This is a genomic window from Atlantibacter subterraneus, from assembly GCF_007570865.1.
In the GTDB taxonomy this organism is placed as follows: Bacteria; Pseudomonadota; Gammaproteobacteria; order Enterobacterales; family Enterobacteriaceae; genus Atlantibacter; species Atlantibacter subterraneus.
Genome location: NZ_VLPS01000003.1, coordinates 171,206 through 183,542, shown reverse-complemented (window position 1 = coordinate 183,542; position 12,337 = coordinate 171,206). Strand labels below are relative to the sequence as shown.

General features: G+C 54.8%; 9 protein-coding genes. 3 read left to right on the top strand and 6 right to left on the bottom strand.

Translation table 11 applies throughout. From position 1 onward, the window contains the following. Positions 1-1,548 carry an exopolyphosphatase gene (gene ppx / locus FND52_RS06625; protein ID WP_144130143.1) on the top strand — a complete coding sequence of 516 codons (1,548 nt, stop codon included), beginning with the start codon at positions 1-3 and terminating at the stop codon, positions 1,546-1,548. On the opposite strand, the gene FND52_RS06620 is transcribed toward ppx, so the two are convergent. After that, positions 1,545-3,782, bottom strand: a complete 2,238-nt coding sequence (locus FND52_RS06620; protein ID WP_125294132.1) for a bifunctional diguanylate cyclase/phosphodiesterase — start codon at positions 3,780-3,782, stop codon at positions 1,545-1,547. The two genes, ppx and FND52_RS06620, sit on opposite strands and share 4 nt — an antisense overlap. A gap of 352 nt (positions 3,783-4,134) precedes the next feature. On the opposite strand from FND52_RS06620, the gene FND52_RS06615 reads away from it, so the two are divergent. Beyond that, positions 4,135-4,326, top strand: a complete 192-nt coding sequence (locus FND52_RS06615) for a YfgG family protein (RefSeq protein WP_125294131.1) — start codon at positions 4,135-4,137, stop codon at positions 4,324-4,326. A 296-nt stretch (positions 4,327-4,622) separates the two neighbouring features. Here FND52_RS06615 and guaA read toward each other — a convergent pair whose 3' ends face one another. Beyond that, positions 4,623-6,200, bottom strand: coding sequence for a glutamine-hydrolyzing GMP synthase (gene guaA, locus FND52_RS06610; protein WP_144130142.1), 1,578 nt, complete (start codon positions 6,198-6,200; stop codon positions 4,623-4,625). Between the two features lie 68 nt (positions 6,201-6,268). Next, positions 6,269-7,735, bottom strand: a complete 1,467-nt coding sequence (gene guaB, locus FND52_RS06605; RefSeq protein WP_125294129.1) for an IMP dehydrogenase — start codon at positions 7,733-7,735, stop codon at positions 6,269-6,271. 169 nt (positions 7,736-7,904) lie between these two features. On the opposite strand from guaB, the gene xseA reads away from it, so the two are divergent. Then, a complete protein-coding gene (gene xseA, locus FND52_RS06600; protein ID WP_125294128.1) occupies positions 7,905-9,287 on the top strand; it encodes an exodeoxyribonuclease VII large subunit in 1,383 nt (460 codons plus the stop codon). A gap of 4 nt (positions 9,288-9,291) precedes the next feature. Here the strand turns inward: xseA and FND52_RS06595 are convergent, their stop codons facing one another. The 3 genes from FND52_RS06595 to bamB all read right to left on the bottom strand — a co-directional run bounded on the left by FND52_RS06595 (position 9,292) and on the right by bamB (position 12,327). Continuing rightward, positions 9,292-9,507 carry a zinc ribbon domain-containing protein gene (locus tag FND52_RS06595; RefSeq protein WP_144130141.1) on the bottom strand — a complete coding sequence of 72 codons (216 nt, stop codon included), beginning with the start codon at positions 9,505-9,507 and terminating at the stop codon, positions 9,292-9,294. Between the two features lie 44 nt (positions 9,508-9,551). Next, a complete protein-coding gene (gene der / locus FND52_RS06590; RefSeq protein WP_125294126.1) occupies positions 9,552-11,024 on the bottom strand; it encodes a ribosome biogenesis GTPase Der in 1,473 nt (490 codons plus the stop codon). 121 nt (positions 11,025-11,145) lie between these two features. Next, positions 11,146-12,327: an outer membrane protein assembly factor BamB gene (bamB, locus tag FND52_RS06585; protein WP_125294125.1), complete on the bottom strand. Its 1,182-nt coding sequence runs from the start codon at positions 12,325-12,327 to the stop codon at positions 11,146-11,148. Between the last annotated feature and the right edge of the window lie 10 nt (positions 12,328-12,337).

The following is a 12,337-nucleotide window of genomic DNA, read 5'->3' as shown; positions in this document are numbered from 1 at the left end:
ATGCCGATAACTCAAAACGCTCCCCGACCGCAGGAGTTCGCTGCGGTCGACCTTGGCTCCAACAGCTTCCATATGGTGATTGCCCGCGTAGTGGATGGCGCAATGCAAATCATCGGACGGCTTAAACAGCGCGTCCACCTGGCGGATGGTCTGGATGAAAACAATATCCTTAGCGAAGAGGCCATGGAACGCGGCCTGAACTGTCTGTCGCTGTTCGCGGAGCGTTTGCAGGGTTTCTCTGCGGAAAACGTCTGTATCGTCGGGACCCATACGCTGCGCCAGGCGCAGAACGCGCCAGATTTCCTTAAGCGTGCCAAAGAGGTTATCCCCTACCCCATCGAGATCATTTCCGGCAATGAAGAAGCGCGGCTGATTTTTATGGGCGTGGAGCATACTCAGCCGGAAAAAGGCCGCAAGCTGGTGATCGACATCGGCGGCGGCTCGACGGAGCTGGTGATCGGCGAAGATTTCGAACCCAGGCTGGTAGAGAGCCGCCGTATGGGCTGCGTGAGCTTCGCGCAGATGTTCTTTCCCGGCGGTGCTATCAGCCCGGAAAATTTCCGCCGTGCGCGGATGACGGCGGTGCAGAAACTGGAAAATCTCGCCTGGCAGTTCCGCATTCAGGGCTGGAATGTAGCGCTAGGCGCCTCCGGCACGATCAAAGCAGCCCATGAAGTGCTGCTGGAGATGGGCGAAAAAGATGGCTTGATTACACCGGACCGTCTGGAGTTACTGTGCGCCGAGGTGTTAAAACATCGCTCTTTTGACGCCCTGAGCCTGCCGGGCCTGTCGGAAGAGCGGAAGGCGGTTTTTGTGCCGGGGCTGGCGATTTTGTGCGGCGTGTTTGACGCGTTGGGGATCCGCGAGCTGCGCCTCTCTGATGGGGCGTTACGCGAAGGCGTACTGTATGAGATGGAAGGCCGTTTCCGCCATCAGGATATTCGCAGCCGCACTGCGCAGAGCCTGGCAAACCAATATCATATCGATCGCGATCAGGCGCATCGGGTGCTGGATACCATCACGCTAATGTACGATCAGTGGCAGGCGCAGCAGCCTAAACTTGCCGACCCGCAGCTTTCGGCATTACTGAAATGGGCGGCGTTGCTGCATGAAGTGGGACTGAGCATCAACCATAGCGGGCTACATCGCCACTCCGCCTATATTCTGCAGCATAGCGATTTGCCGGGCTTTAATCAGGAACAGCAGATGCTGATGGCGACCCTGGTCCGCTATCACCGTAAAGCGATCAAACTGGACGAGCTGCCGCGCTTCGCCTTGTTCAAGAAAAAGCAGTATCTGCCGCTGATTCAACTGTTCCGCTTAGGCGTCTTGCTGAATAACCAGCGCCAGTCGACGACCACCCCGCCAACCCTGGTGCTGGAAACCGACGACAACCACTGGACGCTGCGCTTTCCTGGCGGCTGGTTTAACCAGAACGCGCTGGTGCTGCTGGACCTGGAACGCGAGCAGCAGTACTGGGAATCCGTAACCGGATGGAAACTGCTGATTGAAGAGGAGCAGATCTCCGACGCGGCGGCCAACGGCTAATTCACGGCTGTTTGCGCGTTAACCAGGCTGTCGATAGGCTGCGGTTTACCAATCAAATATCCCTGCTGATAATCAATACCGAGCGTCAGCAGGGCATCGCGAATTTCTTCACTCTCAACATATTCCGCCACTACCTGCATGTTTTTCATGCGCGCCAGATTACAAATCGACGCGACAATCTGGTAATCCATGCTGCTGGAAAGCAGGTTCCGCACAAAGCTGCCGTCGATCTTTAAAATATCAGCGGTAACGTTTTTAAACCGGGCATAGCTGGCATAACCGGTGCCAAAATCATCAATTGCGATACGACAGCCGAGATTGCGTAACGCGCTCAGCGTCAGGTTGACCTGATCAATGTTTGACAGAGACTGGCTTTCGGTCACTTCAAAAATTAGCTGCCACGGCTCTACCTGATATTTCGCCAGCATCGTTTTAACCTCGCCGGCAAACGGCACCCGGCAAACCGATGATGGCGTTAAGTTAATGGCAAAGCGAAAACCGGGTAGCGCGGCACGATGCTGATCAATAAAACGTAGCGTTTTTTCCAGTACCCACAGGTCTATACGCGACGATAAGCCGAATTCATGTGCTACCGGTAAGAATTCGCCAGGCTTAAAGAAGTTGCCGTTTTCATCCAACATGCGCAGCAGCACTTCGTAATAGCAATCGCCCCGTACGCCGTCTACGCGCTGGATCATTAGCGCAAAGCGATCGTTGTCCAGCGCCATCTGAAGCCGGTTCATCATCTCAACTTTGATTTTTACCGTCCGCTGTAGCTGGCTTCCGCCCCGTCGCTGCAGACTTTCCGGATGATGGGTGGAGAGTGATAAATCGGCAATCGAGCTCATTTCACCCAGCAGGATATGTAAATGGTTCACCGGCGAACGCAGGAAACAGTAACTCATGCCCACTTGCGGCTGGATTGGTAAACCATCCCATATCAGGCGAAACGCATTAACCTTTTCATGGAGGATAGCGATACGCTCTTCATGATTATGCGTGCTCAACCGAATAACCAGGTCATGCCCCGATAGCTGATAGGTGAGCTCATCTTCATGTAATACTTCTCTGAGCCAGGCAGCGAGCTGTTGTTTGTAGTGAATACGTAAGCTGACGCCATAATGACGTCCTAATAATTCCAGTTCCGGAACCCGCAGAAAACACAGCATCGACCAGGGATAGTTAGCCAAATCGTGATTCAACGCCCGCAGGTTAGGCATATGGACGAGTGGGTCGATAAAGGCCAGACGCCGGCCACGATTATGAAGATTGCGCTGCCAGGTGGCGACCTTGCCCATCATCATAATCGTTAGCGAGTAGACAAAATAGCAGGATGAGCTGATGACAATTTGCAGCTCATACCCTGGAGAGGTGGGTAAGTAACGTTCGTAATACCGGCATAGCAGCAGCAATACCAGGCTCCAGACCAGGGTAATAAACAGATATCCGAAGCGAATTGCCCCCCACAGCATGACCGGCAACAACAGGGAAAGCGTATAGCTGGTGGCGAATATTGAATTGTTTTCTTTTTCGGGCGCAGACAGCAGTAATAAAACCAACCCCAACGTCACGCTAAACCAAACGATCACTTCCGTTCGTTTAACCCGCGCATCGCACTGACGCTTCATTTGCGAATACCAGGCGCGTAGATAGCGCGGATGGCGAATAGTCCGGATAGCCAGATAGCATAGCGGTGCGCCTGTCAGACACCCTACTAATACGCCCTGATAATTCACGAGAGCGCGAATATTGAAGGGATTTTCGCCTACCAGATTGGCCGTCGTATCATAAAGGCCGAAAAAACTGGCGAACTGATAGAACATCATAAATATTGAGGCATTGCAGAACACCAGCCAGAACAGGCGCTGAATATTCACATTACCAGGACCATAGGAGATGGCGAAACGGCGCGTCTCAAAAATTCGGTATCCGCCCCAGCTGACGATCGTCGAGAGTAAAAAGTGGATGGTGGTGACAGACAGATCCAGCGCGCCGACGTTATGACGATAGTTAATCAAAATCGCCAGGATCAATCCGGGCAACGCCGCCCAGCCAAAAAAAAGCATCAGGTTAATCATCAGAGCCAGCGGCAAAAAATAGAGAACCACCGTGCCCTCACCTATCTGCGCATGGGTATTCGCTAGTCGGGTAATGGGGAGTAAAAGCAAGGGGAGAAACAGTGGCAAACACCACCATTTGTCTTTATTTCGATGATACAAGGTTACCAGATGCATAGATGCCCGAAAAACACTCCCATTATCCAGAGGGAAAAGAAGGCAGGCATCCAACCAACCGTTGACACTGCAAGCTGCGTTTAGCGCAAGCAGAAGAGACGCAAATTTTAGTTAGGTTAACAAACCGACAATTGATGTGGGTCAAATGACAAGGAAAAGCCCGTCCAGTGGGTAAGTATTTTTTTGTAATTAATCACTTACAATACACATGATAAATACCATGATTACATAGATAACCATAGTTAATCATCCTGACATAAATTTTACATGATGATTAATTGACCTCTTCTCCCGGCTATGACTTAATAAGCCTGTCGCCCGCGGTTGACGGGTAAACCTAAAGGAAAATGGCGTGAGTCAGGCCACCAGTATGCGAAAACGACACCGATTCAACAATCGAATGACTCGCATTATTTTGCTAATTAGCTTCTTGTTCCTCTTTGGCCGCTTCGTTTACTCCGCTATCGGCGCCTGGTACCACCATCAGGATAAAATTGAGTCTCAGCAAATCAGCCTGAGCATCGATACCCCGCAGCAGCGCTAAGTCACTCTCTTATTATTTTATGGCTGTTTTCTACCGAGCCTGATTTTGGCTATATGTGATTTTTCATTAGACGAAAAATAAAACCCCCTTTTGTTGATGCCGTAATTATCGCGAAGCGTGACAGTGCTTGAGTCAGTATTATAGCGGCTGACAGAGAGAAGCACGCACCCGTAGGGTAATACTACAAAAAATGTGGATTGCGGTCAGGGGGCATAAATACCCATAAAAAAACCCTCTGGTAATAGAGGGTTAATTTCAATAGAACTTATTGTAACCAGGCAAATGAGCTTATCTGATTATTCCCACTCAATGGTCGCTGGCGGCTTACCGCTGATGTCATACACCACGCGGGAAATACCATTCACTTCGTTAATAATACGGTTAGATACGCGACCCAGGAAATCGTAAGGCAGATGCGCCCAGTGCGCGGTCATAAAGTCGATGGTTTCCACCGCACGCAGAGAAACAACCCAGTCGTATTTACGGCCATCGCCCATTACGCCTACGGAGCGCACCGGCAGGAACACGGTAAACGCCTGGCTGACTTTGTCGTAAAGATCTGCTTTACGCAGCTCTTCGATAAAAATCGCATCGGCGCGGCGCAGCAGGTCGCAGTACTCTTTCTTCACTTCGCCGAGTACGCGAACGCCAAGGCCCGGCCCCGGGAACGGGTGACGGTACAGCATGTCGAACGGCAGGCCCAGTTCAAGACCGATTTTGCGCACTTCATCTTTGAACAGCTCTTTCAGCGGCTCAACGAGGCCCATCTTCATCTCTTTCGGCAGACCGCCCACGTTGTGGTGCGATTTGATCACGTGCGCTTTACCGGTCGCGGAGGCGGCGGATTCGATCACGTCAGGATAGATGGTGCCCTGCGCCAGCCATTTCACGTCTTCCAGTCTCAACGCTTCTTCGTCGAACACTTCTACGAACACACGGCCAATGATCTTACGTTTGGCTTCCGGGTCGTTTTCCCCTGCCAACGCTTCCAGGAAACGTGCTTCCGCCGGAACGTGAACAATATTCAGGCCGAAGTGATCGCCAAACATATCCATTACCTGCTCGGCTTCATTCAGGCGCAGCAGGCCGTTGTCGACGAACACGCAGGTCAGGCGATCGCCGATGGCGCGGTGCAGCAGCATGGCGGTAACGGAAGAGTCCACGCCGCCGGACAGGCCGAGGATCACTTTATCGTTGCCCACCTGCTGGCGAATGCGTTCTACCGCGTCGTCGATGATTTTCGCCGGGGTCCACAGCGCTTCACACTGGCAGATGTCGCGCACAAAACGCTCCAGCATGCGCAGGCCCTGGCGGGTGTGGGTTACTTCCGGATGGAACTGCACGCCGTAAAAGCGTTTTTCTTCGTTAGCCATAATGGCGAACGGGCAGGTTTCGGTGCTGGCAACGGTCACGAAATCGGCAGGGATAGCGGTGACTTTATCGCCGTGGCTCATCCACACGTCCAGCAGCGGTTTGCCGTCTGCGCTCAGGGCATCTTCAATGCCGCGAACCAGGGCGCTGTCGGTTTTAACTTCAACCTGCGCATAACCGAATTCACGCTCATCGGAACCCTGAACATGGCCGCCAAGCTGCATCGCCATGGTCTGCATACCATAGCAAACACCCAGAACCGGAACGCCCGCCTCGAACACGTACTGCGGCGCGCGCGGGCTGTTGTTCTCGGTGGTGCTTTCCGGGCCGCCGGAAAGAATAATGCCGTTAGGATTAAATTCGCGAATTTGTGCTTCAGTAACATCCCATGCCCACAGCTCGCAATACACGCCCAGCTCACGCACGCGACGCGCCACCAGCTGAGTATATTGAGAACCGAAATCGAGGATGAGAATGCGATGTTGATGAATATTGTCTGTCATTGACGCTTAGTCCGAGGCAAGTGAAACAGATTAAATAAATCGCCCGACGCGAGGTCGGGCGAAGAAAATCAGGAGCCCATACGGTAGTTCGGGGACTCTTTGGTGATGGTCACATCGTGAACGTGACTTTCCTGGATACCCGCACCGCTGATGCGTACAAACTCTGCTTTGGTACGCAGCGCATCGATAGTACCACAGCCGGTCAGGCCCATACAGGAACGCAGGCCGCCCATTTGCTGGTGGATGATCTCTTTCAGGCGGCCTTTGTACGCCACGCGGCCTTCGATACCTTCCGGCACCAGTTTGTCGGCGGCGTTGTCGCTCTGGAAGTAACGGTCGGAAGAGCCTTTGGACATCGCGCCCAGGGAGCCCATCCCACGGTAGGATTTGTAAGAACGACCCTGGTAGAGTTCGATCTCGCCCGGAGATTCTTCGGTGCCCGCCAGCATGGAACCCACCATCACCGCGCTTGCGCCAGCGGCAATCGCTTTAGCGATGTCGCCAGAGAAACGGATACCGCCATCGGCGATAACCGGAATACCGGTGCCTTCCAGCGCTTCTACCGCGTCAGCCACGGCGGTGATTTGCGGAACGCCCACGCCAGTGACGATACGGGTAGTACAGATAGAGCCAGGGCCGATACCGACTTTCACCGCGCTCACGCCAGCTTCCGCCAGCGCACGTGCGCCTGCCGCCGTCGCCACGTTACCGCCGATGATTTGCAGATCCGGGTATTTGGCACGGGTTTCGCGGATGCGCTGCAGCACGCCTTCGGAATGACCGTGCGAGGAGTCGATCAGCAGTACGTCAACGCCCGCAGCAACCAGTGCGTCGATGCGCTCTTCATTGCCCGCACCCGCGCCTACTGCCGCGCCGACGCGCAGACGGCCCTGCTCGTCTTTACAGGAGTTCGGTTTACGTTCTGCTTTCTGGAAATCTTTTACGGTAATCATGCCGCGCAGATGGAAGCTACCATCAACGACCAGCGCTTTTTCAACGCGTTTTTCGTGCATCTTCGCCAGCACGACGTCGCGTGATTCGCCTTCGCGCACGGTGACCAGACGCTCTTTCGGCGTCATGTAAACGCTGACCGGCTGGCTCAGATCGGTAACGAAACGCACGTCACGACCGGTAACGATGCCTACCAGCTCGTTGTCCGCGGTGACCACCGGATAACCGGCGAAGCCATTACGTTCGGTTAATTCTTTTACTTCACGCAGTGTAGTGGTCGGCAGCACGGTTTGCGGATCGGTAACGACGCCGCTTTCGTGTTTTTTAACGCGCTTAACTTCTTCGGCCTGGCGTTCAATCGACATGTTTTTGTGGATGAAGCCAAGACCGCCTTCCTGCGCCAGCGCGATGGCCAGGCGAGCCTCAGTCACGGTATCCATTGCTGCAGAGAGCATAGGAATATTCAGGCGGATGGTTTTGGTTAACTGCGTGCTCAGATCAGCAGTATTCGGCAGAACGGTAGAGTGAGCGGGAACGAGGAGAACGTCGTCAAACGTCAGTGCTTCTTTAGCGATACGTAGCATGGGCAATATCTCAACCTGGGTGAATGAGAACAGATAAAATATTGCCGCGGCATTATACAGAGCGTAACCGTTTGCATCTACCATTTTTTGATAAAAAAACTTGCTATCGTCTCTGGCCGCGTTACTATCGATTGAATAACCTGCTGATTTAGAATTTGATCTAGCTCACATGTCGCTAAGCCAATCCCCCGCAATTTATACCGTCAGCCGATTAAACCAGACCGTCCGGATGCTGCTGGAACAGCAAATGGGCCAGGTGTGGATCAGCGGTGAAATTTCTAACTTCACCCAACCTGCGTCCGGCCACTGGTACTTCACGCTGAAAGATGACGGCGCGCAGGTGCGTTGCGCGATGTTCCGCAACAGCAACCGCCGCGTCACCTTCCGTCCGCAACATGGTCAACAGGTGCTGGTGCGGGCTAACATCACGCTGTACGAGCCGCGCGGCGATTATCAAATCATCGTTGAAAGCATGCAGCCTGCGGGTGTGGGCCTGTTGCAACAGCAGTTTGAGCAGCTCAAGCAAAAATTGTCGCAGGAAGGGCTGTTTGACGCTCAGCATAAACAGCCGCTGCCCTCTCCGGCGCACCAGATTGGCGTCATCACCTCGAAAACCGGCGCGGCGCTGCACGATATTTTGCATGTGCTGCAACGGCGCGATCCGTCACTGCCGGTGGTGATTTACCCTACAGCGGTTCAGGGCGACGACGCCCCGGCGCAGATCGTGCGCGCCATTGAGCTGGCCAATCAGCGCGCGGAGTGTGATGTGCTGATCGTCGGGCGCGGCGGCGGTTCGCTGGAGGATTTGTGGAGCTTTAACGATGAGCGGGTGGCGCGGGCGATTTTCGCCAGCCGTATCCCCATCGTCAGCGCGGTAGGCCATGAAACCGATGTGACCATTGCCGATTTTATTGCTGACTTACGCGCCCCGACGCCGTCGGCAGCGGCGGAAGTGGTGAGTCGTAATCAGCAGGAACTGCTGCGGCAAATTCAGGGCCAGCAGCAGCGCCTGGAAATGGCGATGGACTATTTCTTCGCTAATCTTCAGCAGCGGTTTACCCGGCTGCACCATCGTCTGCAACAGCAGCATCCGCAACTGCGGCTGGCGCGTCAGCAAACCACGCTGGAACGCCTGCGCCAGCGGCTGAACAATGCCGTTGAAAACCGGCTGCGTCAGGGAACGCAACAGCAGCAGCGCGTGACGCAACGCTTGTTCCAGCAGCAGCCGCAGGGGCGGATCCATCGTGCGCAAACCCGCATTCAGCAGCTCGAATACCGGCTGTCGCAGGTGATTACCGCACGGTTAGGCGGCACCAAACAGCGCTTCGGCACGGCGATTGCGCAACTTGAAGCCGTCAGCCCGCTGGCTACGCTGGCGCGCGGCTACAGCGTCACCACCGCCACCGACGGCAAAGTGCTGAAAAAAACCAAACAGGTGAAGGCGGGCGACGTGCTGACTACGCGGGTAGAAGATGGTCTGATCGAAAGCCAGGTGACCGGCATTCAGCCAGTGAAAGCGCCGCGTAAGCGCAAAACCCCCGCCAAAGACTAAGCCGTTAAACCGGCACGAATTCGACGCGTTTTTTCGAAATCAGCCCGTGACCGTGCTGGCAAAAATAATCCACCGCGCCGCAGGCTTTCAGCACCTGTAACGGCTGATGGCAGTCCGGGCAGCGGGCTTCCAGATTGATATCCTGCTGGCAGTACTCACAGTGCGCAACGGTAGCCGTTGCTTCAACTGGCTGCTGGCAGTGGGGGCATTGAATTTCCATCATCACTCCTCAATGACAAAACGAGGCCTTTCGGCCCCGCTTGGTTACTTACCTTTCTTAATGTGCTTAATCAGGCGCTTACGCTTACGCATCTGGTTCGGCGTCAGGGTGTTGCGCTTGTTGGCAAACGGGTTATCCCCTTCCTTGAACTGGATGCGGATCGGCGTACCCATCACGTCCAGCGATTTGCGGAAGTAGTTCATCAGATAGCGTTTGTAGGAATCCGGCAGATCTTTCACCTGATTACCGTGGATCACCACAATCGGTGGGTTATAACCGCCCGCGTGAGCGTATTTCAGCTTCACGCGGCGACCGCGCACCAGCGGCGGCTGATGGTCTTCTGCCGCCATATTCATGATGCGCGTCAGCATTGCGGTGCTGACGCGGCGCGTGGAGCTGTCATAGGCTTCGCGCACTGATTCAAACAGGTTGCCGACGCCGCTGCCGTGCAGCGCGGAGATGAAGTGCACCCGTGCGAAGTCGATAAAGCCCAGACGGAAATCCAGGGTTTCTTTCACCTGGTCTTTCACTTCCTGGCTCAGGCCATCCCATTTGTTGACCACGATAACCAGCGAGCGGCCGCTGTTAAGGATAAAGCCCAGCAGCGACAGATCCTGATCGGAAATACCTTCGCGCGCGTCGATCACCAGCAGCACTACGTTGGCGTCTTCAATCGCCTGTAGCGTTTTGATTACCGAGAATTTTTCCACCGCATCGGTGATTTTGCCGCGCTTGCGCACGCCCGCGGTGTCGATCAGCACGTATTCGCGCTCGTCGCGTTCCATCGGGATGTAAATACTGTCGCGGGTGGTGCCCGGCATGTCATACACCACCACACGCTCTTCGCCGAGGATGCGGTTAGTCAGCGTGGATTTACCCACGTTCGGACGCCCGACAATTGCCAGCTTAATCGGCAGATCCTGTGGGTTAAAGGCTTCTTCTTCCTCTTCTTCGCCCTCTTCCTGCTCTTCGAACTGCGCCCAGTATTCGGCGTCTTCATCCACCTCTTCCGGCGGATTGAGTTCGTCCATCCACGGCATCAGCACGTGTTCCAGCAGGCTGGTCACGCCGCGACCGTGTGAAGCAGCGATCGGGTGAATTTCGCCCAGGCCCAGCGAGTAGAAATCCAGAACGGCCTGATCCGGGTCGATACCGTCGGTTTTGTTGGCCACCAGGAAGGTAGGTTTTTCACGCGAGCGCAGGTGTTTGGCGATGGCGGTGTCCGCTGGCATCAGGCCGGCGCGGGCATCCACCATAAACAGCACCACGTCCGCTTCTTCAATTGCCAGCAACGACTGTTCCGCCATACGGGTTTCTACACCGTCTTCGGTGCCATCGATACCGCCGGTATCGATACAGATAAACTCGCGGCCTTCCACCTCAGCACGACCATACTTACGATCGCGAGTCAGCCCCGGGAAATCCGCCACCAGCGCATCACGGGTGCGGGTTAACCGATTAAATAAGGTGGATTTTCCGACATTAGGGCGCCCGACAAGCGCGACCACAGGTACCATTGTTAAAGCCTCATTACGATAAATCAGTATAAAAACCGCTGAAATCTCAGCGGGTTCAGAAAACAGTAAACGGCCCCTGAGGGTTTCAGGAGCCGTTTAAGCGGTAAAACGCTGCGCGCCGTTAACGCGTAATGGCGTACAGAGTACCGTCTTTCGCCTGGATCAGCAGCTTGCCGTTTGCGACTACCGGTTCGGTCTGGAACCCGGAGCCGTCGACTTTTTGCTGCGCCACGAAACGTCCGTCGCTGGTATCCATCCAGTGCAGATAGCCTTCGCTATCACCAACCACCAGATTACCATTATACAAGACCGGCGAAGTCAGGTTGCGATACTGCAGCGCAGGTTGCGTCCACAGCGTTACGCCACCTTCCGTGTTCAGTGCCAGCACGCGATCGGTTTGATCCACCAGATAAATGCGACCATTGTCGATCACGAAATCGTTCACCGAGCCCAGCTCACGTTTCCACATAATCTGGCCGGAACGCAGATCCAGCGCGCTCAGGTTGCCGTTGTAAGCCAGCGCGTAAACCACGCCGTTCACCACAACTGGGGTTGTATCCACATCGCTCAGACGATCGATTTCCGTGGCACCGGTCGCCTGGGAGATACGCTGTTGCCAAATCATCTGGCCCTGCTGCATCAGCACCGCGCTCACGCGGCCATTATCGCCGCCGACAATCGCCGCGCCGAAAGCAACCGCAGGTGCGGATTCACCGCGCAACGACAGCGAAGGCATATCCAGGCTCACGGTCCATTTCACCGCGCCGTCGCTTTCGTTCAGCGCCTGCAGCATACCGTTGCTGGTATGAACCAATACTAAACCGTCGCTGACAACCGGACGTGACAGCGCTTCACCCGCCACTTTGCTTTGCCATACGATAGATCCATCCGCGCTATTCAGCGCATAAACCTGCGCTTTTTCGCTACCCACGTAAACGTGACCGCCCGCCGCCGTCAGGCCGCCGGAAAGCAGCGCCGAACGATTTGCCGACAGGAAGCTGGTTTTTTCAGAAAGATCAACCGACCACTGTTCTTTGCCATCACTCAGGCTCACCGCTTTCACGATGCCACGACGATCGGCAGCATAGACGGTGTCATCCTGGAAAGCAGGATGCAGATTAGAGTAGAAATCGCCAATCCCGTTGCCAACGGAGGTGCTCCAGGCCGTTTCAGGATTGAACTGGTTCTCAACCGTCGGCAGCGGAGACATTTTCACCACATCTTCTTCACCACTGAACAGCGAGCAGCCGCTCAGCAGCGTAACGGAAAGCAGCCCTGGCAGAAGTAATTTACGCAATTGCATCGGGTCCCTC